Origin of the sequence: Pedobacter cryoconitis, from assembly GCF_014200595.1 — a bacterium.
Classification (GTDB): domain Bacteria; phylum Bacteroidota; class Bacteroidia; order Sphingobacteriales; family Sphingobacteriaceae; genus Pedobacter; species Pedobacter cryoconitis_C.
In genome coordinates this window covers 76,853-102,896 of record NZ_JACHCG010000007.1, presented here as the reverse complement: position 1 = coordinate 102,896, position 26,044 = coordinate 76,853, and the positions used below count along the sequence as shown (strand labels likewise).

The window sequence follows — 26,044 nt, the reverse complement described above, 5'->3', positions numbered from 1 at the left end:
ATTGATTTATATTGGTTTAATTGACGCTGAGTATTTTCTATTCAGGCGTGTAAGGTTCTAATAAATAAGATTGAGCTAGTTTTCTGAAAGTTTTAACCTGCTCTTTTTCCCAGGTTTCATCATACTGAAGTTCTGTCGCTACCAGCTTGGCTACAGCTGGCGCCATATCAATCGCAGCACGTGCATCCAGGAATAATGCTCTTACTCTTCTGGCTAAAATATCCTCCACAGTACGTGCCATTTCATGCCTGACACCCCAGACAACTTCGGCTTTAAGATAAGGTAAACGTACATGCAGCTTTTCTTTCCAGGCTGGATTTTCATCTCCCAAGGCTAACACGGCCGCTTCATCACTTCCGTAAATGTAAAGGTGATCATTGCGGTTTACATCTGCTTTGCTGCCATGAATAGAAAGTTCTTTTGTTTTGGTAGGACGGACTGGTAATTTACCAACTTCTATCGCTTTATTAATCGTGTCCTCACCCATTCTGCGGTAAGTTGTCCACTTGCCACCAGTAATTGTAATCAGCCCGGATGTAGTTACGATCAGTTTATGACTTCTCGAAATTTCTTTTGTTTTAGAAGATCCGTCTTCTGGCGCTGCCAAAGGGCGCAAACCTGCAAATACACTCAGCACATCCTTACGGGTTGGTGCTTTAACCAGGTATTTTGCTGCTGTACGCATAATGAATTCAATTTCTTCCTCTAACGCTACCGGCTCCAGGCTATGCTGATCTAATGGGGTATCTGTAGTGCCCACAACCAGTTTATCATGCCATGGCACAACAAATAAAACCCTGCCATCATCCGTTTTAGGAATCATGATCGCATCTTCACCTGGCATAAATGAACGCTCAATCACCAAATGGACACCCTGACTTGATCTGACCAGTGGTTTTTTACCCGGTTTATCCATTTGTAAAAGATCATCTACAAATACACCGGTCGCATTAATGACCGTTTTACCTTTCAGCTGATAAGTAACGCCAGATTCTATATCTGTGGCCACAACACCGGCAACTTTATCCTGCGCGTCTTTAATTAAACTCGTGACGCGGATATAATTTAAAATCGTAGCCCCTTGTTCCAGACTAGTCTGCGCAAGGTTAACCGCCAGACGGGAATCATCAAACTGTCCGTCGTGGTAAACTACTCCTCCGTATAAATGTTCAGGCTGTATAGTAGAAAGTTTGCTGATGACTTCTTTTTTAGAGATATGTCTGGCACGGCCGAAGCCCAGTTTGCCAGCCAGCAAATCATATAATGTTAATCCTATAGTATAAAAAGCACCGCCCCACCATTCATAATTTGGAATAATGAATGATTCGTTTTTCACTAAATGGGCTGCGTTTTTTAAAAGTAAACCACGTTCATATAAGGCTTCCCTAACCAGTCCGATATCGCCCTGCGCCAGATAGCGCACGCCTCCATGGACTAATTTGGTACTCCGGCTGGATGTTCCTTTCGCAAAATCAGCTTGTTCTAATAATAAGGTCTGATAACCCCGGCTGGCTGCATCAAGCGCAGCACCTAAGCCTGTTGCTCCACCACCAACTACAATTACATCCCAAACCTTTTCCGGATCAACAATATTTCCTATGAGTTCTTTTCTATTTGTGTTCATGTGTAACGGCCTCCTTATATGAGCTAACGATTTGTTTCGCTTTCTATATCAAATTTATAAAATAAAACATTTCAAAACAAATAAAAATCAATAAGAACCTTTATTTATTTCATAAACTCTCAAAAACACCATATAAAGAATGTTTATCTACAAAGAGAAGAAAACAATAACCTGAAACCGAAACAAAACGAAACATCAGGTGAAATATATAAGGTCTTAAACTGAAAAAACTTCCGGTTTTTTCTTATTTTTGGTTAACGCAACCTCCAAACAACTAAACCGGAATGAAGAGTATCACCGAAAGACATCAGCTAATTTTAAAGAAACTTCAGGAAACAGGTTTTGTCAATGTACAGGAACTAAGCACACAAATGAGAGTTTCTGATGTTACTATCCGTAAGGACCTGAAGCTTCTGGAAGATAAGAAATTACTTTTCCGTACCCATGGCGGAGGTTCCAAAACGAACCCCTACACCAATGATAAACCAGTTGCGGAAAAAGAGCAGATCCATGCAGATAAAAAAAGACAGATCGCTAAAGCAGCTGCCGATATGATTGGTCACAATGATTCTATCATTATTGCCTCAGGAACTTCCATGTTAGCCTTAGCGAGAGCTATACATCCAGAGAAACATCTGACTGTAGTAACTTCAGCGTTAAATGTTGCCCTTGAACTATCACACCATTTACATGTCGAGGTTTTACAGCTTGGCGGTCAGTTAAGACAAAATTCATCTTCCGTAATGGGGCCTTATGCGGAACAGATTTTAGAAGACGTGTCTTGCAGCATCTTATTTTTAGGGGTAGATGGAATTGATATTGAAACCGGGCTGACTACAACCAGCCTGATGGAAGCACGACTGAATCAAAAGATGATCAATGCTGCACAGATTACAGTTGTACTGGCAGACAGCTCTAAAATGGGAAAAAGAGGCTTAGGAAAGATCTGTTCTCTGGATCAGATTCAACATGTCATTACCGATGACGGTATATCACCGGCACTGGTTAAATTAATGGAGAACAAAGGGATCAGCGTGACCATTGTCAGGGAATAAAATTCAGGGGAATTTTATTCCAGTTCAACTTTACAACGTTCTCTGCTTAGCGCGTCCATAAAGCTATGGTGTTCATAGGCGGTTTGCTTTAACCTAGCTTCGTCTTTCTTATAAGTGTTCTTCAGCTCTTTCCTGTTCATCGCCTGAAAGAAACGCCTGATATCTTCTCTGTTTTTCAAAAGCAATGCAGGAACTTGTTTAGGCTTATTATCCTCCCCTATAGCTACCATCGTAAAATAGCTGGTATTGGTATGCTTGATTACATGGGTTTTAAGATTTTCTGAAATGACCCGGATGCCGATAATCATAGAACTGCTTCCTACATAGTTGACCGAAGCCATCAAAGAAACAATCTCCCCTACTTCTACCGGGGCAAGGAAATCAACCACATCAATAGAGGCTGTAATACAGTATCCATCGGCGTGTTTTGCAGCACAAACGTAGGCTACTTTGTCCATTAAGCCAAGGATAATACCTCCGTGTATTTTACCTCCGAAATTCGAGTAAGAAGGAATCATCAGCTCTGTTAAAGTAACCTGGGAACTTGCAACGGGCTTATATTCTGACATGCTGTTTTTTTGATTGCAATTTAGCCTTTTTTGTAAAACAGACAAATCTGGCGGGCATGATTATTGATCGGAAGGAAAATAAATACTTGTACATGACAAGCACCGAAAGCCGCTTTAAATTTGTTCCGTTCCTGATCAATATGCTCATTCCGTTAACCTTTGGTGCCATCGGGGGATACATTACGCAAAAGACAATCAAATCCTGGTACCCTTTTCTGGAAAAGCCATCTTTTAACCCGCCTGACTGGCTATTTCCTCCAGTATGGTCTTTATTATTTATCCTGACCGGAGTTTCTGCTTACCTGGTCTGGAATAAAAGAGCACAGATTACACATCTGCCAAGAACGATCGCATTTTACTTTATCCAGCTGATTCTGAATTTATGCTGGTCATATTTATTCTTTTACCATCAGCTGATCGGTGCCGCGCTGATTGAGATGATCTTCTTGCTTGCAGCCATCCTGGTGAATGGCATAGTTTTCTATAAGATTGACAAAACCGCAGGCTTACTTTACATCCCTTACTTTTTATGGGTAAGTTTTGCAACGCTGCTTACTTATAATATTTACGTGTTAAACTAGCGCTTCTAAAAGAAAACCTGTAATTTAGGAAAGTGATCTGCTTAAAGAAAATCTTTCTCGGTTTACTCTGTTTTTGCACATTTCAGGCCAATGCGCAAAAGGTTGGACTAGTTCTCAGTGGAGGCGGGGCTAAAGGTTTGGCGCATATCGGAACATTGAAGGCACTCGAAGAAAATCATATTCCGATTGACTATATCACCGGAACTTCAATGGGTGGAATTGTAGGCGCGCTTTATGCATCGGGCTATTCTCCGGAACAAATTGAAAAAATAGCACTCACTACTGATTTTCAGGATTGGGTAAGCGGCAGGTTTAAAAGTGACTATAGTTTCTTCTTTCAGAAAAGCAGTATCAATGCTTCTTTGATTACGGCTAAACTTTCTATCGACACAGCTTTACGGGTAAACTTCCGGTCTAACCTGGTGAATGACATCCCTTTAAACTTCGCTTTAATTGAATTGTTATCACAAGCATCGGCCATAGCCAAAGATAATTTCAACAATCTCTTTGTGCCTTACCGCTGCATGGTATCTGATATATTTTCACAAACCAGTATCACGGTAAAAAGTGGCAGTCTGGCCGAGGCTGTAAGGGCTACGATGACTGTCCCGATGATCTACAGACCAATTAAACTGGACAATAAATATGTATTTGACGGTGGGTTATATAATAATTTCCCTGCCGATGTAATGCAAAAAGAGTTCAAACCCGATTATATTATCGGCGCAAATGTGTCTTCCAAAAATTTTAAGGAGTATCCAAAAACCGGGGATGAACGCCTGATCAACAGGCTGATGCTATTCATGTTTTTATCTAAATCAGATTCTACTTTAGTTGGTAAAAATGGAATCTACATCCAACCCGATCTGCAGGATTTTAGTTCCAGTAACTTCAGCCCTGTTGCCGAACTGATTAAGCAAGGATATGATGCAACGATGGCTGATATGCCCAGAATCCTGAAATCGGTACAACGCAGGGTCAGCTCCGAAGAACTCGCGCTTAAAAGAAGCATTTTCAACAATAAAAAGCCGCAGCTGGTATTTAGCGATGTGAAGGTGACGGGTGTGAACAGTCAGCAGAAACGCTATATCGAACGTCTGTTTAAAAGCGATAAACCAACCTTTAACCTGGCAGATATCAAACAGGGTTATTATAAACTGGTAGCAGATGAAACTTTCGAAACTATTTACCCAAAGATAACTTACAACCCGGAATCTGATAGTTATATTTTCGGCATCGTAGCCAAACCCAAAAGGAGCTTTAAACTTGATTTTGGTGGTAATATTTCCAGCCGGCCAATTAGTAACGTGTTCCTTGGTTTGCAGTATAACTATCTCGACCGCAAGGCTTATACTTTCGGTACGAACTTTTATTCGGGTCGTTTTTACGAGTCTGTTCAACTCAATGGCCGTATTGATTATCCTTCAAAATTACCTTTCTTTTTAAGCGGCGAAATGACTTATAATCACTTTAACTTCTATAATACGAGCCAGATTTTTATTGAAAATCCGCACCCCACTTATATTGAGCAGTCGGACAGAAAGATTGAACTTAAAGCAGGGATCCCATTGAACCGCAATACCAGGATCACGCTCAGCACTTCATTCATCAACAACAATGACCATTATAGTCCTACCAATTCCTTTAATATTGGTGACATCTTAGATAAAACTGTTTTCAACGGATCCAGAACTACGGTAGCTTTTGAACAGAATACTTTTAACCGGAAACAGTATGCTACCCGGGGCAGGAATTTCCTGCTCAGTGTTAATTATTTCAATGGTGTGGAAACTTATACGCCCGGCAATATCTCCAGGAATAGCGGGGTTTCAACAGATATAGAAGAAAATGAAAAACACAGAGCCTGGTTTAATGCCAAACTGAGCGATGAAAATTATTTCTTTCACAAAGGCAAATACACTCTTGGCTACCTGGTAGAAGGTGTAATATCCAATCAGCCGTTGTTTTCAAATTACTATTCCACGCTGCTGGTCGCACCAGCATTTTATCCGTTACAGGACAGCAGGTCTTTATTCCTGGAGAAATTCAGAGCAAGTACTTATGTGGCAGGAGGCTTGAAAAACATCTACAAGCTCCGTAAAAATCTGGATCTCAGAGTAGAAGCTTTTCTATTTTTACCTTACCAGGAAATTACCCAGAATGGGTTTCAGGATGTAAAAAACAGCCCTACATTTAATCATATTCATTATGCGGGAACCGCAGGCCTTGTTTACCATACACCAGTGGGCCCGGTCAGCCTGAGTTATAATTTATATGATGATCCGATAAAAAGAAACGGCGTTTTACTACATTTGGGGTATCTCATTTACAACAAACGCTCCATTGAGTAAAACCATAAGGTGCCTGCTCCTGGATAAACCCATATCAAGACCAATGAAAACAATATATTACTGTTTATTATTCCTGCTGATTTCCAGCGCCGGCTATGCCCAAAAGTCAGACATCGACAATTTCATCGTTAAAGAAAGCTTACTCAAAAACAGCAAACTGGCTATTATTGCTGCCGACTCGCTTGATCGTCCGCTGGAAAAGATCAATGGCCTGTATACCTTTACGGTTAGCGGTTTCACACAAACCTTAAAGTTTAATGATGGTGTAGCTATTTTACCTTTACAAATTGACAAATCATCTTTCGTTTATGTAAAACATCAGAATGATAAAGGCACACACAGCAAATTGCTTTACATCTATAAAAAAGACGGAAGCCTGAACCCGTTTACGATCAATAGCATCTGGATGATTCTTTTCCCTGTACTACTGGTTTTCATTGCTTTTGCCTTCAGGAAATTGATTATTTATGCAGTGATTATTTTATTGATCTTTATCTACTTTAACCATAGTAACGGGCTGAATCTTTCGACCTTCTTTGAAACCACATTTGATACTTTAAAAAGGGCTTTTTAATATTATATGGATATAAAAAAGGGGTATATCTTTTGGATACACCCCTTTTTTTATGTTGTTTAGAATGGTAACCCTATACCAAAATTGTATTGGAAAAACCGGTAAGTATCCGGACTGTTAGCCAGTTTATAAGCATCCTGAAATTCTTTCCTTCCGCTAAATAACTTCTCAATTACCCACTGATTTTTTGGTTCAAACTGAGGATCTCTCAACTTCAAACCGACATCAAACCTGAATACAAAATACTGTAAATCATATCTGAACCCTACGCCGGTACCTACACCAATCTGATTGCCCAGGTTTTTAAAATTAAAGTAGGTCTCAGGATTTGGGTTGCCGGGAGATATATTCCATACGTTACCAGCATCAAGGAATACAGCACCTTTAAGTTTCGCACCAAAAAAGTTATCAATTAATTTATAACGGTATTCCAGGTTGGCCTCAATGTGCATCTGCCCCAATTGATCTATACCATAAGAGATTTTCCGTTGTTGTTCTGTAGGCAAGCTGATTCCGCGGTTATAATTACCGGGGCCTAATGTTCGGGCTTGCCACGCTCTCACCCCACTGGCACCACCCGCAAAGAATAACTTTTCAAAAGGAACGGCTACCGAGTTACCATAAGCAACTCCAACACCTCCATTAATACGCGCGATAAACTGCCTGTCCAATCCTAAACTTTTATACCAGCGTATATCAACTTCAGGACGCACATACTGATTAAAAGGTAAACCCAGAATTTTCGCATAATCTCCTGTGGAAGGATCATGTTTGGTATCAATAATTTTGGAAATCCCATCCAGCATATTACCGGCGATATCTATATTTCCCCGGAAATAAATAAAGCTTTTATTAAGCAGCAGTTTATTGGCATTCAGGGAATAGGCATATTTCATCCCGATGGTCAGATCTTTTCTGGTCAGCAGGTTGATATTATAAATATTATTCAGAAAAGTAGTTTTTCCATCTACAGTGTTCGTATCAATTAATAACCCTCCAAATCTATATTCAAAATTAAGCGGTGTAAAGGAATGCAGTTTCGACTTCGTCTCCACCCATTCATAGGTAATGGAATTCAGTAATGCACGGCGTACAAAGAAATCTTTTTGCAGCGAGTAAATATAACTGGTAGAAAACGTGGTTGTTGGCATTCCATTTTTCCCCATCATCGGAATACTAAATGGAACCATCAGCCTCGGTACTGCCAGGTTAGCACTCACAGAGAAATCACGCTGGTAAATATCACTGAATAAGGAACCGCCCTGCCCGATCCTGGACTGAAGGCCACCTTTTACCTGAAATTCAAACCGCTCTGCCCCTCTGAAAATATTATTATTCGTATAAGTATTACTCAGGGTAAATCCTACTGTACCGGCATTAAAAGGAACCTCCCCCTCTACCCGGTTACTCATCCGCTTTTGTGGAGTTAACTGAATCAGCGGATTCAGAATATTTGCACTGTCTTTGGATTTTACATATTCGATCTTCACGTTTTTAAAAACGTTCAGTTCATATAAACGGTCATAGGTTAAAGTCTCTTTATTGACATCATAAACATCTCCTTGTTTTAGAAAATCATACCTGACAATTGGGTTTCTCCTGAAACGTTTCGACAAATCAGTATATCGTATGCCTCTGAAAATCCGTGGATTTAAGGTGATTGAATCTGTAAAGCCTTCGGTCGAAGGTGCAACCAATATATTGGTTTCTCCGATCATATATTGTGTATGACTTCCCTTATTGGCAGGAGTATCGATAAACAGCGCTACATTTGCCCGACTCTTATTTAGGGTAGAATCAACCTCAAACCTTACATAAGGCCTGGAGAAGTCATAATAACCATGCTCTTTCATCATCGTATAAATCTGCTCCCGCTCAACTGAAAGCGAGTCATCGTCATATTGAACGCCTTCGTGCAAGTGACTATTAAACGATTTATCCTCTTTATACAGCTTTCTGACAGCCGGATCAGGAATAGTGGTCGTTACTTTTCCTATAAAAAAGGCCGGTCCTGGAGTGGCGATAAAATCGACTTGTGCCCGCTGGTTTTTCACTTTAATCTCTGATCTGACTTTCGCCATAAAATAACCCTTACTCATCAGATACTTTTCTACCTGACCTCTGGAAATTTCTACCAGTGTACTATCCAGCACAGGTGCTTTTTTACCTACGGCCTTTGTTTTGAATAAGGTGTAAAAAATATTGTACAGCCCAACATTGATCCCCAGGCGGGATGCAGGACGAATATCTTTCTGAATATAATTCATTGCCTCTTCTTTATACCTGGAAGGAATACTATCTATTTCAACTACTTTTACTATGGATTGATTGCTCTCAATAAATTTTGTAGAGGAACAGGCAGCAGCAAAAAGAATAATAAATAGTAATATTGCGGGAAACTGGAATTTCTTTTTACAAATTGGATATGCTTTCAAAGTCTCAGATAAGTTTTATAAAATCGTTACATCAAAAAAAGTACCGCAAAGCGCATGGGCTATTTATTATTGAAGGAATAAAATCAATAGTAGAATTCATTCCTTCAGCTTACCAGATTCATAGTATCTATTTTCTGGCCCAATACCAGTCTTTACTACCTAAATTACCTTCAAATATAAAGTTATTTGAAGTAAACAACGCCGAATTAGAGAAGATTAGTACTTTGCAGGCCCCACAAGGCATTCTGGCACTGGTTCATATCCCTGAAACTGCTGCTTTTGATAAAAGTACCTTGCAAAATAATTTTTCTCTTGTCCTGGATGGCATACAGGATCCGGGGAACCTTGGGACAATTATCAGAACCGCTGACTGGTTTGGATTTAAAAACGTAATTTGTTCTTTGAACACGGTTGAAGTTTATAATCCGAAAACTGTACAGGCAACCATGGGTTCTTTGTGCAGGGTAAATGTGAGTTACCAGGAGCTGCCGGTCTGGTTGAAAGATATTAAACTTCCGGTTTTTGGTGCAATGTTGAATGGAAATAGTCTTTATGAAACAAAATGGGGAACTGAAGGCCTTGTCATTTTAGGCAATGAAGGACAGGGCGTGAGTGATGAAGTGAAAATTTTAATTAATAATCCGGTAACGATTCCAAGAGTTGGAGAGGCTGATTCATTGAACGTTGCGGTGTCGGCAGCAATCTTTTGTGCAGATATTAGTAGAAATTTGCAGAAATAAATTGCAGGTTAAGTATTAATTGCTATTTTTGCAACCTGAATTCAAAACAGGTCGAGTGGCCGAGTGGCTAGGCAGAGGTCTGCAAAACCTCGTACAGCGGTTCGAATCCGCTCTCGACCTCAGATTTATATTAAATAAAAAAACTAAAGGTTAAGACCATGGCAGTTACAAGACTAAAAAGAAAAGACAGAAAGAATAAAACAACTTCACGTTTAGAGGTTAAAACTTTGAAACTAGCTACAAACATTGAATTAGGTAGTCGTTCACAACAACCTAAAAAAGATCAGTTAGCTAAAAACAATCTTTTATTAGATCAGCTTTCTGCGGCTTTAAGAGCATAAGTTCTAAAGTTAAAAGCATAAAAAAAACCTTTCTGAAATCAGAAAGGTTTTTTTATGCCTGTCATTTTTCAAGCAGGCTTTATTCTTTTAAAAGCATTGGTTGTTAAACCAATGCTTTACAGATTCTTTTCACAATACCCGGACCTTCGTAAATGAAACCGGTATACAATTGTACCAGTGAAGCACCCGCTTCAATTTTATCTTTAGCATCCTGCGGAGAATGAATCCCTCCTACACCTATAATCGGGAATGCCTTATTTGATTTCTGAGATAAATACCTGATCACCTCTGTTGAACGTACGGTTAAGGGTTTACCACTTAAACCACCTGCTTCATTCGCTATTTCTGCCGCTGTGGTTAAACCTGACCTGTCAATAGTAGTATTCGTCGCAATTACGCCCGCAATACCAGCTTCCATCACGATTTCTACAATATCATCCAATTGCTCATTAGTCAGATCAGGTGCAATTTTTAATAAAATAGGCCTGGATATCCCATCCTTATGGTTACGCTCCTGTAAAGTTTTAAGCAGTAAGGTTAACGGCTCTTTTTCCTGCAAAGCTCTTAAGCCCGGCGTATTTGGAGAACTGACATTGACTACAAAATAATCTACCACATCGAATAAACGGTCAAAACATTTCACATAATCAGAAACAGCATCTTCATTCGGTGTATTTTTATTTTTACCGATATTCCCGCCAATCACGATACTTTTATCTTTCAGCTTCAATACCCGTAAACGTTCTGCCAGGGTATCTACCCCTTTATTGTTGAACCCCATTCTGTTGATGATCGCTTCATCTTCAGTTAGCCGGAACATTCGCGGCTGATCATTTCCCGGCTGAGGCAAAGGCGTTACCGTCCCTACTTCGATAAATCCGAACCCAAGGTCACTTAACGCTTCGATATATTCTCCGTTTTTATCAAACCCTGCGGCAAGGCCTACTGGATTTCTGAATTTGATACCAAAAACTTCACGTTCCAGTCCTTTGATATGAATATCAAAACTACTTCTGATGATAGTTTTACCTAAAGGGAAGTGTTCATGGAACCATTTTAGTCGCTGGACTACGAAGTAATGAACTTTCTCCGGGTCAAATTTGAAAAATAAAGGCTTGATTAAACGATACATGAGTGCGAAGATAGGAACGATTTCATAGGATTACAATTGCTGTATTCATCTTTTGGGACAAAATTTGCATGAACTTGTAATAAAAACGTAGAAATCCTCTGCTATATGCACTGTGTTCAAACAATATGCGCCTAAAAATTGTATTTTTGCACCCAACATGATTTCGATAAACGACTTAACATTCCTTATAGGTTCCCGGGCTTTATACGACGAGGCGAACTGGCACATCAAACCGGGAGAAAGAATTGGCCTTATTGGTGCCAATGGAACTGGAAAATCTACACTTTTAAAAATAATAGTAGGAGAATACGCACCCTCATCCGGGTCAATTTCAATGTCTAAAGATTTAAAAATAGGCTATTTGAACCAGGATTTGCTTTCATATGAATCTCACCATACCATTTTACATGTGGCCATGGAGGCTTTTGAGCGCCAGAACCAGATACATGATGAAATTGAAGAACTCTTAAAAAAGATAGAAACAGATTATTCTGAAGAGGTATTAAACAAACTGAGCGATAAGCAACAGGAGTTTGAAGCATTGGATGGTTATAATATTGAATATAAAGCAAATGAGATCCTTGCAGGTTTAGGATTCAGCACAACCGATCAGCACCGTCCGCTGAACACTTTCTCCGGAGGATGGAGAATGCGTGTAATGCTTGCGAAGATTCTGTTACAGACTCCCGATATCCTGTTACTGGATGAGCCGACCAACCACATGGATTTACCTTCCATTAAATGGTTAGAGACTTACTTGGCTGGATTTGAAGGCGCGATTGTAATTGTATCTCACGATAGGTACTTCCTGGATAAAATTGTAAACCGTACAGTGGAATCCCGCAAAGGAAAATTAACGACCTATGCTGGTAACTATACCTACTATCTGGAAGAGAAGTCTTTACGTGGAGAAATCCAAAAAGGAGAGTTCAAGAATCAGCAGGCTAAAATCAAGCAGGAAGAAAAACTGATTGAACGTTTCAGAGCTAAAGCGAGTAAAGCTAAAATGGCACAGTCCCGCATGAAAGCGCTGGATAAAATGGAACGTGTAGATGACGTGGATGATGATAACCCAACTGTAAACTTCAGCTTTAAGTTTACCAAGCCTTCTGGCCGTCACGTAATCCGCATTGAGAATGCAACAAAGAGATACCCTAACATTGACATTCTGGAAAATGCAGAAGCTGTCATTGAAAAAGGAGATAAAATTGCTTTAATTGGTGCCAACGGTAAGGGTAAGTCTACCTTATTGAGAATGGTTGCTGGCGTGGAAGCTTTCGAAGGATCTTGTGAAACAGGACATAATGTAACGACTACTTTCTTTGCGCAGCATCAGCTGGAGTCTTTACACCTGGGTAACACGATTCTGGAAGAGTTACAGGCTTTCGCTCCTAAACATACAGATACTGAACTCCGTTCTATTCTGGGTTGTTTCCTTTTTACAGGAGATGATGTGTTTAAGAAAATTAAAGTCCTTTCCGGAGGTGAGAAATCAAGGGTTGCTTTAGCGAAATCATTAACGACAGATTCTAACTTCCTGATTCTGGATGAGCCAACGAATCACCTGGACATACAATCGGTAAATATCCTGATCCAGGCCTTGAAACAGTTCGAAGGAACATTCATTGCGGTATCCCATGATAGGTACTTCTTAGATAATGTAGCCAACAAAATCTGGTTTATTGAAGAAGAGCAAATCAAACAATACCCTGGAACTTATGCAGAGTATGAAGTTTGGAACAGTAAAAGAGAAATTCCAGTTGCCAAAAGCATCCCTGTAAAACAGGAAAAGGAAGTGAAAGCTAAAGCGGAACCGAAACCAGTTACAGTAAGCAGTCAGCAGCAATTGAAAAAACTAAATGATCAGTTACAGAAAGTCGAACTGGAAACTGTTGAGTTAGAAAAGAATGTAAAGACGATTGAAAATGAACTTGCTGATGAAGCAGTTTACTCAGATCAGGCAAAACTTGCTGAAGCCAATAAAAAATATCAGAGTGCAAAACAGTTGTTAGATACTGCCCAGAGTAAGTGGGAAAATCTTGCAGCAGAAATCATGGAATTAGAATAATAAAAAAATGATCAGAACCGGAATATTGCTCTTTTTATGTTTGTTTAGCCTGCAAACTTTGCAGGCACAGCAGAAATTTACGTACGATAACCAAGTTTATTCTCCGCAAATCAAAACTGTACAGCTTTACAATACACAAAAAGAGCAATCTATCCCGGTCCTGGCTTTAGGAACTTCAGAAAAACTGAGTTTTTCTTTTGATGACCTGAGAGGCGGAAGTAAAAACTACTGGTACACGGTAGAACATTGTACGTATGATTGGAAGTCTTCTAATTTATCTGTACTGGATTACCTGGACGGTATGAATGAAGACCGCATTATTGACTATGCTTATTCTTCTAAAACACTTCAAAAATTCACCCATTATTCTCTTACTTTCCCTAATGATCAGATTAAGCCTAAGATTTCAGGTAATTATCTGTTAAAAGTTTATGAAAATGGTGACGTGAACAGGCCCGTACTGTCACAGCGCTTTTATATCACTGACCCGCAGGTTAATATTCAGTCTGAGGTTGTTCCCAGTAATGATGTTGCTTTAAGATTCAGCCACCAGAAAATAAACATTAACATTCTTCACACCAATCCAATTCAGAACCCTTATCAGGATATTAAATTGGTGCTGATGCAGAATGGCAATCCGCTAACTGCAAAATTGAATACCAAACCTACTTATGTTAAACCAGGTTCACTGATTTATAATGATCTGGACGGAAATAATTTCATGGGCAGTAATGAATTCAGGAAATTTGATTTCCGCAGCGTGCGTTACAAAGGGGAACATGTACAGGATCTGTTTACAGATAGTACCAATAACGTAGTTTTATTTACAGATGTGAATGGCACAGCGCCCAAATACACTCAGCAAATTGATGAGAACGGCGCGTTTTTTATTCGCAATCAGGATAACATAGACAATGATACTGATAGCGATTACGGACACATTCAATTCAGCTTAAATACGGCTGCCCCTGGTAAAGATGGCGATATTTATGTAGTTGGCAGGTTTAATAATTTCACGCTTACTGAAGGGAATAAACTGAGTTATGTAGCTGCTAAAAAGAAATATTATGGCAGTATGTATTTAAAACAGGGTTTATATGATTATCAGTATGTCTGGAAAGATAATACCACAGGAAATGTAGACTGTACCGTTTTGGAGGGCTCTTTCTTTGAAACAGAAAACACTTACCAGGCTTTCGTATATTTCCGCAGACCAGGCAGCAGATGGGACGAACTCATCGGATACAGCCTGTTTAATAATCTGCAGAAAAAATAATATACGTTTTTAAATACCTTTTGTAATCCAGACAGAAACACTTCCGGCTTCACAAAAGAATTCAGCCCAGCCGTTTTCATCAATCGTTATTTCTTCTTTTCTATAGCCCAATACATCGATGAATGTTTTGCCGGCATGTCCCATCCCCATTTCCATTTTCTTAGTCCCTTGTTCTCCATTGCTTAATACTACTGCAATACCCGAATTTTCAAGTTCTGGTATTCCCTCTCTTGTCCATCCGATACAGTTAGGATGATCCAGGTAATCACGTTGAAAACCATAAGCCAGATCCCTGCGCAGCTTAGTCATTAAAGGAAGGCTTTCCAGTGCAACCAGTTCAACTTCTGCCTCGTTCCCTTCATCATCATGATCTGTATATTTAGCGCCGTATAAATCCGTATAAAATACGCAAGGTATCCCCTGTTCTCTTAAAAGGATTAAGGCATAAGCCAATGGACGAAACCAGAAATCAACATAGGTCTCCAGATCCTGTAGTGGTTGTGAATCGTGGTTATCGACAAATGTAATCGACAGTTGCGGATGAGATTCTACCAGCGTATTTTCAAATATTTTACTCAGATCATAAGTATCGCCGGCATCAGCTGCGGTATGGAAGTTAAGATGTAACATCGAATCAAACAATTGCATTCTACCTTCAGTCAGGTCAATATAACTCCTCAATTTCATCACATCGTCCACTACCCAGTTTTCAGCTATAATAAAGAATTGCTTATCAAACTTTGCATTCATGTGATCAAGCCACTCCTTCAGATAATCTGTCGCTATGTGTTTAACAGCATCTAAACGGAACCCATCTACCCCTGTGGTTTCATAATACCATTCTCCCCAACGCTTCAACTCTTCACGAACAGCCTTATTCCTGAATTCAATATCATTAAACATCAGGTAATCATAGTTACCCAATTCATCAGAAGGTACGTCTTCCCAACCTTCTCCATACTCATTTTGTATAGAGAATATAGAAGTTTCCTGTAAATTCTCAGCCCAGTCGATTCCGCTGAAACAGCTTTTATCCCAGATAAACTCAGAATATTTCCCTTTTCTACCGGGGAAAGTGAACTTTGTCCAGGCCTCAATTTCAAAAACATCTGAAGTATATTCTTCTCTGTTATCTTCAGCAACTCTGCGTACAGGTATTTTTTCCAGCTCATCGGCCCCTGCTTTATGGTTAAAGACTACATCTGCGAGTACCATAAGCTGCTGTTCATGTAAAGCATTAATGGCTTGCAGATATTCATCTTTCGTTCCATACTTAGTCGGCACGCTGTTTTTCTGATCAAATTCTCCTAAGTCGAAAAGGTCGTAACAATCATAACCCACAGAATCTGCACCTTCTGTAGATTTATAGGATGGCGGGAACCAAACGCCGGTAATCCCGATTTCTTTTAACGCAGGAGCTTGTTCTGTAGCTTTTTGCCATAATTTTTGTTCTTCGTCATAGTACCAGTGAAAATACTGGATCAGCGTTTGGTTACTCATATATAAACTGCTTATTAATTAGGTGGAAACAATAGCATAACATGAAGTCTCACATTTTGTTTACTTTTGCAGTAATATGAGCACAATAGTAAAAAATCCTAAAAATTCGTTCACAATTATGAACGAATTGGTTCTACCCAATGACACCAATACGCTAAACAATTTAATGGGTGGCAGGTTACTGCACTGGATGGATATCGCTGCTGCGATTTCAGCACAAAAACACTGTAACCGGATTGTCGTTACTGCTTCAGTAGATAATGTATCGTTCAAACAGCCTATTAAATTAGGTGATGTAATTACGATTGAAGCGAAAGTAACCCGTGCTTTTCATACTTCTGTAGAAGTGCGTATGGATGTGTGGGCCGAAAACATTCCTTCAGGAACCCGTGTTAAATCCAATGAAGCTTACTATACTTTTGTAGCAGTTGATCAGAGTGGCAGAACAATTCCTGTTCCTGAACTGTTACCTGAAACAGAAGATGAGATTGAATTATATGCAGGTGCATTAAGAAGAAGACAATTACGTTTGATCTTAGCCGGCAAAATGAAAGCGAATGACGCTATTGAACTAAAGGCTTTATTCTTCAACGAATAGCAGGAAGCCATTTAAACGAATAATATGACCACGTACACTACATTGATTATTCTGAGCGGACTGGTCATATTTTCTTATCTCTTTGATCTGGTAGCGAGCAAAACAAAGCTACCTTCGGTTTTACTGCTTTTGCTACTGGGAATCGGTTTGCATGTTCTGGTGGATCAGCTGCACATTCAGACTTTTGATTTTTTAAAAGTACTACCTACGCTGGGTACAGTAGGCCTGATCTTAATTGTTTTTGAAGGAGCACTGGAATTAAAATATGAGCGGGAAAAGAATAAGCTGATCAGAGGAGCTTTTCTCTCCGCTTTTTTTATTCTGGCTGCAACGGTTTCTGCAATCACGTTTATTATTTACCAGATTACCGGGCAGGATTTCTACCGCTGTTTTACCAATGCGATTCCTTTTAGCGTCATCAGTTCTGCAATTGCCATTCCTTCTGCCGCTGCGCTGACCGGTAAAAGCAAGGAATTTATTATCTACGAGTCCTCGTTTTCAGATATCCTGGGAATTATATTGTTCAATTTTGCAGTAACCAATCCACATATCTCTATTTCTTCTTTCACAGGATTAGGCCTGAGCACGCTATTGATTATTATCCTGTCCATCATCTCCTGCATCTTACTGCTGTATTTGATGGGGAAAATCTCCCATCATATCAAGTTCTTCCTGATTATTTCCATCCTGATCCTTGTGTATGCCGTAGGCCAGTCTTATCATTTATCCTCGTTGGTACTGGTACTTTCCTTTGGATTGTTCTTAAACAATGCAGATGCAATTGAACATTTCTATTTCAGAAGTATGTTTATCTATAAGAATTTATCAAAGGATCTGGAACAGCTGCATCAATTATCAGCTGAAACGGCTTTTATTATCCGCACCTTTTTCTTTGTAATCTTTGGTTTCACCATGAATATCTATGAGCTGAACAATGGGATTACCCTGATGAACGGCGTCTTCATTCTGATGACTATTTACCTGATCAGGATCATTTATTTAAAGTTATTCAGAAAAGAGAACAGTGGAACGGAGAGCGTCATTGCTCCCCGCGGACTGATCAGTATTTTATTATATTATAACCTACCTCCGTCATTACGACTGCCGGAGATCGGTACTTCCTTCTTGTTCCTTGTGGTATTAGGGTCAAGTTTAGTGATGAGCATAGGCCTTTTGGCCAGTAAAAAAATGGTGAAAGCAGAAGTCCCTGCCTAGCTGCCCATTTCCAGGATCTTATCGAATTCAGTAGCTTTTAACTCCATCACTGACAAACGGCCTTGTCTGACTAAGGAAATGTCCTTCAGGCTCTCTTCAGCTTTGACCTGCTCTAAAGTGACCGGATTTTTCAAAGTTTCTACAGGCACAAGATCTACAACCACCCAGTTCGCATCATCAGTAGTTGGGTCCTGATAAAACTCTCTGACTACTTTGGCAACTCCGACTACATGTTTGCCCTCATTGCTATGATAAAAAAGAACAAGATCTCCCTCTTTCATCAATTTGAGATTATTGCGTGCCTGATAGTTACGTACACCGTCCCAAAAGGTTCTTCCGTCTTTATTAAACTGTTCCCAGCTATATTTAAAAGGTTCTGATTTGACTAAGAAATAATTCATTAGTCAAAACTAATAAAAGAGAAAGAATATGTGGTTAAATAAATAAGACAAAATTAAAAGCAGTCTGTCTAATCTTTGTAAGGCTAATGGATCATCTTAAACAATAATTCTTTCAATAATTCTCCGTCTGTAATATTACCTGTACTGTCCACTCCTTTACTCTTCAAATCATACTCTCTGAGCAAACTGATAATATCAAATGTTTTATTGAGGTTATAATTTCTGGCCGCAGTTTCATAGTCCTTTACAAAATAAGGATTTACACCAAGTTCTTTGGCTGCGTCACCTTTGTTCTGCAAATAATGATATTTCAGGATTTTCGAGAAGTAGCTATTTAGATTTGCCATGACCATCACCATTGGATTGGCTTTCGGATTATCAGCGAAGTAATTAATAATCTGATTACATTTCAGCACATTACGTGAAGCCAGTGCCTTCTGCAATTCAAAAACATTATACTCTTTACTAATACCAATGTTACGCTGCACGAGATCAGTATCAATAATAGTCTCTTTACTGATATTCAACAATAACTTCTCCAGCTCATTTGATATTTTAGATAAATCAGCACCCAGATACTCCGCCATCAGGGCTGATGCCTGCGGGGCGATCTTTGCCCCCATCCCCTTCACGAGTTCCTCAATCCACTGTGCCAGTTTGTAATCCCTTACTGGATCAGACTGAAAGACAACTCCGCTTTTAGTAATTGATTTGAATATCTTTTTACGTTTATCAAAATTCGCGTATTTATACCCCAGCACAAGAATGGTACTGTCCAGCGGCTTCTCAAAATAATTCTGAATAAACTCAGCCTCTTTGCTGCTTCCTTCTGTCTCTTTAGACCACTTCAGATCCTGCGCCTCTTTCACCACGATCAGCTGATAGTCCGACATCATCGGATAACGTTTTGCTGCATTTAAAATCGTGGCCATATCTGTATCTTTACCGTACAATACAGTCTGGTTGAAACCTTTCTCCATATCATTCAATATGTGATCTTCCATATAGTGAATAATCTGGTCGATATAATAGGGTTCTTCACCATGCAAAAGATAAACAGGCTTGAATTTTTTAGCTTTGAGGTCTTTGATAATATCAGCAGCAGTCATAATTATCCAAATGTAACGGCTAATTACTAATTTTTAAAGGTTATTTTTGCACAAATGGCATTTACACCTACAGCATTGAACTTACCGCAGCATCCTTTCCGGATAACCCAGAAAGAAGAGCAGTACTTTATTTTTGATGAAGTGCGGAAGAAACATCTCGTTTTAACCCCTGAAGAATGGGTAAGGCAGCATTTTATCCATTATTTGATAAATGATAAAAAATTCCCAAGGTCTTTGATACAAATTGAAGGCGGACTAAACCTGAATCAACTTCAAAAAAGAACCGATATTGTTATTTTTAACACCAGTGGAGAAAGAATCATGGTGATAGAGTGCAAAGCTCCCTCCATTAAAATCTCTCAGGGTGTATTTGATCAGGCTGCCAGATATAACTCAGTACACAAAGCCAAATGGCTTGTAGTGACTAATGGCCTGAAGCATTGCTATGCACAAATCGATCATGCCGCTTCTCAATTTTTATTTATTGAAGAACTCCCTGAATATTCTTTGCTGTAATTATTCTTTTCATACTGCAATACATATACTTGTTTCCCAATAGCAACAACCTTAAATCAAGACTTATAGATATCTATATATGTAAGAATCTGTACATCTAAAAATATAGATATACAGAAATATAGACTCAAAAGTATCCAAAACCAAAGACATCTACGATCAAAGAAACATAGACACATATATATACAGATATCTATACATTAGATAAAAACAGGCTTCACCATAATAAAAAAGGAATAATTTCCCTAAGCCTGATATCAACAACATAAAGATATCTATATGTCTAAAAACATATACACCTTTATACATCACCAACTCAAGCACAAAAGAGTTTAACAACAAAGACATCAATACATCCAGATATATTTAAATCTAAACATCAAACAAATTGTTCCATTTCAAATTGCAGGAAGTAAAATAAAAAAGGGAGGGGCGTTTTCCTTGCCCCGGATGCTCTTCGCACCGTAAGCAAGGAAAACGCCCCTCCCTTTTTTATTTTACAAACTCAGAAGAGACTCTTGAATAATCTTCACTTTAGCTTCCGCATCAGCCTTCTTATTCCTTTCATTCTGAATAATCTCTGGCTTCGCATTCTGTACAAACCTTTCATTGCTCAGCTTTGCATCAACCGATTTCAAAAACCCTTGCAAATACTCAAGTTCTCCATTCAACCTCAACCGTTCCGCATCCACATCAATCGTTTCATTCAGCTGTACAAAAAACTCATCATTTCCAACCATGAAACCAGCAGCACCTGCAACCTTATCACTCACAAAATCTACCTCAGTAATATTTGCCAGCTTAGAAATAATAGTTAACCATTTATCATAGGCTAAAGAAGAATTAACCTTCACACTCAAAGGCAAACCCTCTTTCGGAGAAATCTGTTTCGTATTTCTGATATTACGTACCTCAGCAACAATCCCCTTCACCACTTCGACATCCTTCAACAAAGCTAAATCAGCAGGCCCCACAACAGGATAAGGTGCTACAATAATACAATCCATCTCCCCTTTGGTACCAAAGATCTCATCATGCCACAACTCTTCCGTAATAAACGGCATAAACGGATGCAATAAACTTAAAATCTTTTCAAAGAAACCGATCGTTGCTTTCAGAGAAACCGGATCAATCGGATGCTGATAAACAGGTTTTACCATTTCCAGATACCATGCACAGAAATCATCCCACACCAACTTATAAGTTGTCATTAATGCCTCCGACAAACGGTACTGCTTATAATTATCTTCAATCTCCGCTAACGCCTCATTGAAACGATTCTCAAACCATAAAATAGCCTGCGCATTAGGATTTGCTAAAGTCTCATCAACCTCCCATCCTTTCACTAAACGGAAAGCATTCCAGATCTTATTCGCAAAATTCCTTCCTTGCTCACAGTAACTCTCATCGAACATCAAATCGTTACCAGCAGGAGAACATAACAGCATTCCTACTCTTACACCGTCCGCACCATACTTCTCAATCAAACCAATCGGATCAGGAGAGTTACCCAATGACTTAGACATTTTACGACCCAATTTATCACGTACAATACCGGTCAGGTATACATTTGTAAATGGCTTTTTACCCATAAACTCGTGACCTGCCATAATCATACGCGCTACCCAGAAGAATAAAATCTCAGGGGCAGTAACCAGATCATTCGTAGGATAGTAATAATTAATATCCTTATTTCCAGGATCTTTCAATCCGTTAAATACCGACATCGGCCATAACCACGAAGAAAACCAGGTATCTAATACATCATCGTCCTGTCTGATAAAAGCAGACAACTGGTGCTTAAATCCATTCGCTTCTTCCTCAGTAAATTTACCATCAATATCTTTAAGCTTTAAAAATTCATTTAAAGCATCTTCTTTAGTTTTGGCAACAACCCAATCCCCTTTATCATCAAACCAGGCAGGAATACGCTGTCCCCACCATAACTGGCGGCTGATATTCCAATCCCTTACGTTCTCCATCCAATGACGGTAAGTATTCACAAATTTCTCAGGAATAAGCTTCACATCACCATTTAGCACATCAGCTAAAGCAGGCTTGGCCATTTCGTCCATTTTACAGAACCATTGTAAAGAAAGCTTAGGCTCAATGGCAGCGTCAGTACGTTCAGAGAACCCTACCTGTGACTTATAATCTTCTACTTTCTCCAGATGACCAGCCTCATCCAGCAATACAGCAATTTTTTTACGGGCAATAAAACGGTCTTCACCTACCAGAATAACAGCAAGCTCATTTAAAGTACCATCATCATTTAAGATATCGATTACCGGAAGTTTATGTTTCACGCCCAGCTCATAATCATTCAGATCATGCGCAGGAGTTACCTTTAAACAACCCGTACCAAAATCCATTGTTACATACTCATCCTCAATAACCGGAATCTCGCGATTGATTAAAGGAACAAATACCTTTTTACCTTTCAAATGCGCATAACGCTCATCATTCGGATTGATACAGATTGCTGCATCAGCCATAATTGTTTCAGGACGCGTAGTTGCAATCGTTAAAAATTCAGTATCTGCACCTGTGGCAGGAGCAATAGAATATTTAATATAATACAACTTCTGATTCACTTCCTTACGGATTACCTCTTCATCAGAAACGGCAGTTTTACCAGCCGGATCCCAGTTGACCATACGAACACCGCGGTATATTTTCCCTTTTTTGTACAGCTCAATAAAACAATCGATTACAGACTCTGAAAGATCTTCTTCCATCGTGAAACGCGTCCGGTCCCAGTCGCAGCTTGCGCCCAGTTTCTTCAGCTGATCCAGGATAATACCACCATATTTTTCTTTCCACTCCCATGCATAGGCCATGAATTCTTCTCTGGTCAGATCTTTTTTGCTGATGCCTCTTTCTTTCAGCATGGCAACTACCTTAGCTTCAGTAGCAATAGAAGCATGGTCAGTTCCAGGAACCCAGCATGCATTTTTACCTTGCATACGTGCGCGGCGAATCATGACATCCTGAATTGTATTGTTGAGCATGTGGCCCATGTGTAATACTCCGGTGACGTTTGGCGGAGGAATTACAATTGTATAGGGTTCACGTTCATCTGGTTCAGAATGAAAGAACTTTTTTGACAGCCAGTAGCTGTACCACTTGTCTTCGGTTTCGGCGGGATCGTATTTAGTCGAAATGCTCATTTATAGGGTTGCTGATTAAAATGCAAAAATAAGGTTTTTAGCGGAAAATATTTAAGCTTTCCACTCTTCGTCCAGAATGGCGTATTCAAAGCTATCCATCCAGCCGGTAACTAAAGGTAAAATTTGTCTTTTTCTGCCTTCCTGGGTCATCCCTGCTTTTTCCAATACACGGATAGAAGCTAAATTTTCTACTGCGCAGCCAGCTTCAATACGGTGTAATTTCAGGCGGTCAAATCCAAACCTGATCACTGCCCTGATTGCTTCTGTAGCATAACCCTGATTCCAGAAATCTACGTTAATCTTATACCATATTTCTGCACTGTTGAATTTAGAAGAGGACAGCTTAAGAGATACCAGCCCAACAAAACCACCTTTCTCAAATTCCACAGCAAATGTGTAATTCTTAATCGTTTTTTTCTGATGGTCATTAATCCAGCCATCTACAATGATATTAGTCTCTTCCAGATCTTTAGGAATACCCAAAGTATTATACTGATCTGTTTCAGCCAAATGGTGCAATACATGAATCGATTCAAGATCAGCCATTTCCACTAATCTTAGTTTTAGTCTTTCCGTAAAAAATTTCAATACTACCATGCTCTTATTTAAGATTTTGCATAAAATAATCTGTTACTTTCTGATAAAGATGCGTTCTGTCTTTACCCAATACATTGTGCTCGTGTCCCGGATAAATCATATAATCCAGTTGTACATTGCTATCTACTGCCTTTTTTACCAGATCGACAGTATGCTGCTGCACCACAACGTTATCCTGTAATCCATGAATAAGCAATAATTTACCTTTTAGTTTTTGAATTTGGTTAGTCAGATCAGTTGCTGCATAACCTTCAGGGTTTTCCTTAGGTGTATCCATATAACGTTCTGTATACATCGCTTCATAGAAATTCCAGTTTGTTACGGCCCCGCCAGCTACTGCTGCTTTGAAAACACCAGGGTGGTTCACCATAAAATCTACTGTATTAAATCCACCAAAGCTCCAGCCAAACAAGCCCATATTTTTTTCATCGGTATAAGACAATCCTTTCAGATAATCTACAGCAGACATCATATCTTCCATCTGTACATCACCTACTTTTCTAAACATAGCCTGTTCAAACGCTTTTCCACGGTTATCACTTCCCCTGGTATCAATCACCATGACTACAAATCCCTGCTCTGCAAGGTATTGGAACCAGTAATTACTTCCTCCTCCATTCCACTGGTCAAGAATTAATTGTGCATGCGAACCGCCATACCAATAAACTACAACGGGATGTTTTTTTGTGCTGTCCAACCCAACAGGCTTGAATAAATTACAATAGATAGGATCGCCTTTTTTCCCTTTGATCGTAAAAATAGAAGACGCACCCAAAGCATAATCTTTCAATGGATCTGCCGATTGAAAGAGCTGTTTTTTAGCTCCTTTTTTAACGTCCAGCAGTTCAACAGTACCTGGATTTTTTGTAGAACTGAAATTATCAAGTACCGTATTTCCTGAAGTACTGATTTCTGTTTTATGCACTGCAAAACCTGAGGTAATTCTTTTCGACTGGCCAGATTTGATGTTCACTACATATAAGTTCCTGGTAATCGGAGATTCTGCTGTAGATACATAAAATAAATTTTCACCGGCTGCATCGAAGCCTTTGACTTCAGTAACTTCCCAGTTCCCTTTAGTGAGTTGTTTAAGTAGTTTACCGTTGGTATTGTATAAATACAATTGATTCCATCCATCACGGTTACTTTGCCAGATAAACTGCTGAGGATCATTTTTCAGAAATAACGCGGGAACAAGTGGTTCTACATATTTCTCATCCCGCTCTTCGAACAGCGTTTTTACATATTGACCAGTCTGCGCATCAAACTGTTTGAATTCCATATGATTTTGTCCGCGGTTTAAAACAGCGATATAAACAAATTTGTCGTCCGGGCTCCAGGCGATATTAGTCAGATATTGTTCTGCCGGCTTTCCTGTTTGAAGATAAACAACGGCTTGGGTCGCTGCATTATAAATACCTACAGTTACTTCATGGATTTTATCTCCAGCCATTGGGTATTTAATATTGATGTTTTTTGCCGGGCGGGTGGTCCAGTCAATGATTGGATAATCTGAAACCATACTTTGATCCATCCGGTAAAAAGCCAGCTGTCTACCCTGATTACTCCAGAAGGTCCCTTTTGAAATGCCAAATTCGTCACGGTGTACTGATGAAGCATAAACGATATCGCTTGTTCCATCGGTGGTTACTTGTTTTGCCGTTTGACCATCATTCACAAATAAATTGTAATGATCCAGGTAAGCGGTATATCCGGCAGCGCTTCTTTCTGCTTTATTCTGACCAGCCAGTTTACTGTCCATCAAAGTGGTGAAACTGTTTTTCACCGGATTATAAGCTAAGGATGCTCCATTCACAGGAATAATCCAGTCTGCTCCCTGATTAAAAGTAATATCAGGCATTGTTTTCAAGGTATTCAACTTCGCAGAACGCAGCTTTTGATTCAGTTGCGTTAAGTTCAGCAATAGCTTTTCTTCTTTACCTGCCGCATTTCCTGTAAACCAGGCTGTTTCACCATTTACAGTTTTACTATATACATAATCTTCTTTTCCGTAGAGGAATTGCAGATTCTTTAATTTTTGAGGGGCAAGCGTCGTACGTGAATTGAACATGGCATCTGTCATGCTCAGATTTTTCTGCTGACCGTTTACAATTACGGAGGCAGAAAGCAATACGGCGAATAAAACTAGTTTCTTCATTGATTTAAATTTGATGGCCAAATATAGCAATTAT

At 39.4% G+C, this 26,044-nt stretch carries 21 protein-coding genes and 1 tRNA gene; 12 read left to right on the top strand and 10 right to left on the bottom strand.

Annotated features, from left to right (window positions below; translation table 11 throughout):
- Positions 1-37: 37 nt before the first annotated feature.
- Positions 38-1,624 (bottom strand): glycerol-3-phosphate dehydrogenase/oxidase, encoded by a 1,587-nt coding sequence (locus tag HDE70_RS26485; RefSeq protein WP_183892330.1) that lies wholly within the window; start codon positions 1,622-1,624, stop codon positions 38-40.
- Between the two features lie 284 nt (positions 1,625-1,908).
- Here HDE70_RS26485 and HDE70_RS26480 point away from each other — a divergent pair, with 284 nt between their 5' ends.
- Positions 1,909-2,679: a DeoR/GlpR family DNA-binding transcription regulator gene (locus HDE70_RS26480; protein WP_183867318.1), complete on the top strand. Its 771-nt coding sequence runs from the start codon at positions 1,909-1,911 to the stop codon at positions 2,677-2,679.
- A gap of 14 nt (positions 2,680-2,693) precedes the next feature.
- Here the strand turns inward: HDE70_RS26480 and HDE70_RS26475 are convergent, their stop codons facing one another.
- The gene (locus HDE70_RS26475) at positions 2,694-3,248 is read right to left on the bottom strand and encodes an acyl-CoA thioesterase (RefSeq protein ID WP_183892329.1); all 555 of its coding nucleotides are present in this window, start codon (positions 3,246-3,248) and stop codon (positions 2,694-2,696) included.
- A 92-nt stretch (positions 3,249-3,340) separates the two neighbouring features.
- Between HDE70_RS26475 and HDE70_RS26470 the strand changes: the two genes are divergently transcribed.
- The 3 genes from HDE70_RS26470 to HDE70_RS26460 are packed head-to-tail and all read left to right on the top strand — an operon-like array spanning position 3,341 to position 6,754.
- Positions 3,341-3,829 (top strand): TspO/MBR family protein, encoded by a 489-nt coding sequence (locus tag HDE70_RS26470; RefSeq protein WP_183867316.1) that lies wholly within the window; start codon positions 3,341-3,343, stop codon positions 3,827-3,829.
- Between the two features lie 32 nt (positions 3,830-3,861).
- Positions 3,862-6,180 carry a patatin-like phospholipase family protein gene (locus HDE70_RS26465; RefSeq protein ID WP_311676446.1) on the top strand — a complete coding sequence of 773 codons (2,319 nt, stop codon included), beginning with the start codon at positions 3,862-3,864 and terminating at the stop codon, positions 6,178-6,180.
- A gap of 43 nt (positions 6,181-6,223) precedes the next feature.
- Entirely contained in the window at positions 6,224-6,754 is a 531-nt protein-coding gene (locus HDE70_RS26460; RefSeq protein WP_183867315.1) for a hypothetical protein, read from the top strand.
- Between the two features lie 59 nt (positions 6,755-6,813).
- Here the strand turns inward: HDE70_RS26460 and HDE70_RS26455 are convergent, their stop codons facing one another.
- Positions 6,814-9,189, bottom strand: coding sequence for a BamA/TamA family outer membrane protein (locus HDE70_RS26455; RefSeq protein WP_183867314.1), 2,376 nt, complete (start codon positions 9,187-9,189; stop codon positions 6,814-6,816).
- Here HDE70_RS26455 and HDE70_RS26450 point away from each other — a divergent pair.
- From HDE70_RS26450 to HDE70_RS26440, 3 genes are all read left to right on the top strand, one after another.
- Entirely contained in the window at positions 9,180-9,929 is a 750-nt protein-coding gene (locus tag HDE70_RS26450) for a TrmH family RNA methyltransferase (protein ID WP_183892328.1), read from the top strand. The two genes, HDE70_RS26455 and HDE70_RS26450, sit on opposite strands and share 10 nt — an antisense overlap.
- A 49-nt stretch (positions 9,930-9,978) precedes the next feature.
- A tRNA-Cys gene (locus HDE70_RS26445) sits at positions 9,979-10,049 on the top strand.
- Between the two features lie 38 nt (positions 10,050-10,087).
- A complete protein-coding gene (locus HDE70_RS26440) occupies positions 10,088-10,270 on the top strand; it encodes a spore protein (protein WP_068402833.1) in 183 nt (60 codons plus the stop codon).
- Positions 10,271-10,373: 103 nt separating this feature from the next.
- Here HDE70_RS26440 and HDE70_RS26435 read toward each other — a convergent pair whose 3' ends face one another.
- Positions 10,374-11,402, bottom strand: coding sequence for a quinone-dependent dihydroorotate dehydrogenase (locus HDE70_RS26435; protein ID WP_183867312.1), 1,029 nt, complete (start codon positions 11,400-11,402; stop codon positions 10,374-10,376).
- Between the two features lie 157 nt (positions 11,403-11,559).
- On the opposite strand from HDE70_RS26435, the gene HDE70_RS26430 reads away from it, so the two are divergent.
- Both HDE70_RS26430 and HDE70_RS26425 read left to right on the top strand, forming a co-directional pair.
- Positions 11,560-13,470, top strand: coding sequence for an ABC-F family ATP-binding cassette domain-containing protein (locus HDE70_RS26430; protein WP_183867311.1), 1,911 nt, complete (start codon positions 11,560-11,562; stop codon positions 13,468-13,470).
- 7 nt (positions 13,471-13,477) lie between these two features.
- Positions 13,478-14,746, top strand: a complete 1,269-nt coding sequence (locus HDE70_RS26425) for a DUF5103 domain-containing protein (RefSeq protein ID WP_183867310.1) — start codon at positions 13,478-13,480, stop codon at positions 14,744-14,746.
- Between the two features lie 9 nt (positions 14,747-14,755).
- Here HDE70_RS26425 and amyA read toward each other — a convergent pair whose 3' ends face one another.
- Positions 14,756-16,246, bottom strand: a complete 1,491-nt coding sequence (amyA, locus tag HDE70_RS26420; RefSeq protein WP_183867309.1) for an alpha-amylase — start codon at positions 16,244-16,246, stop codon at positions 14,756-14,758.
- A 76-nt stretch (positions 16,247-16,322) separates the two neighbouring features.
- Here amyA and HDE70_RS26415 point away from each other — a divergent pair, with 76 nt between their 5' ends.
- Together HDE70_RS26415 and HDE70_RS26410 are read left to right on the top strand one after the other, a co-directional pair.
- Positions 16,323-16,844, top strand: coding sequence for an acyl-CoA thioesterase (locus tag HDE70_RS26415; RefSeq protein ID WP_111635595.1), 522 nt, complete (start codon positions 16,323-16,325; stop codon positions 16,842-16,844).
- A 24-nt stretch (positions 16,845-16,868) separates the two neighbouring features.
- Positions 16,869-18,059, top strand: a complete 1,191-nt coding sequence (locus HDE70_RS26410) for a sodium:proton antiporter (protein ID WP_183867308.1) — start codon at positions 16,869-16,871, stop codon at positions 18,057-18,059.
- Here the strand turns inward: HDE70_RS26410 and HDE70_RS26405 are convergent.
- Both HDE70_RS26405 and holA read right to left on the bottom strand, forming a co-directional pair.
- Positions 18,056-18,460 (bottom strand): EVE domain-containing protein, encoded by a 405-nt coding sequence (locus tag HDE70_RS26405; protein ID WP_183867307.1) that lies wholly within the window; start codon positions 18,458-18,460, stop codon positions 18,056-18,058. The genes HDE70_RS26410 and HDE70_RS26405 overlap by 4 nt on opposite strands.
- Before the next feature lie 83 nt (positions 18,461-18,543).
- Complete coding sequence (gene holA, locus HDE70_RS26400; protein WP_183892327.1) at positions 18,544-19,569, bottom strand: DNA polymerase III subunit delta; 1,026 nt, start codon at positions 19,567-19,569, stop codon at positions 18,544-18,546.
- Positions 19,570-19,623: 54 nt separating this feature from the next.
- On the opposite strand from holA, the gene HDE70_RS26395 reads away from it, so the two are divergent.
- A complete protein-coding gene (locus HDE70_RS26395; protein ID WP_183867305.1) occupies positions 19,624-20,085 on the top strand; it encodes a type I restriction enzyme HsdR N-terminal domain-containing protein in 462 nt (153 codons plus the stop codon).
- 497 nt (positions 20,086-20,582) lie between these two features.
- Here HDE70_RS26395 and HDE70_RS26390 read toward each other — a convergent pair whose 3' ends face one another.
- Genes HDE70_RS26390 through HDE70_RS26380 form a run of 3 tightly spaced genes read right to left on the bottom strand, consistent with a single transcriptional unit; the run spans position 20,583 to position 26,010 of the window.
- Positions 20,583-23,255, bottom strand: coding sequence for a valine--tRNA ligase (locus HDE70_RS26390; protein WP_183892326.1), 2,673 nt, complete (start codon positions 23,253-23,255; stop codon positions 20,583-20,585).
- A 51-nt stretch (positions 23,256-23,306) separates the two neighbouring features.
- Entirely contained in the window at positions 23,307-23,852 is a 546-nt protein-coding gene (locus HDE70_RS26385; protein WP_183867303.1) for a GNAT family N-acetyltransferase, read from the bottom strand.
- A 4-nt stretch (positions 23,853-23,856) separates the two neighbouring features.
- Positions 23,857-26,010 (bottom strand): S9 family peptidase, encoded by a 2,154-nt coding sequence (locus HDE70_RS26380; RefSeq protein WP_183892325.1) that lies wholly within the window; start codon positions 26,008-26,010, stop codon positions 23,857-23,859.
- Between the last annotated feature and the right edge of the window lie 34 nt (positions 26,011-26,044).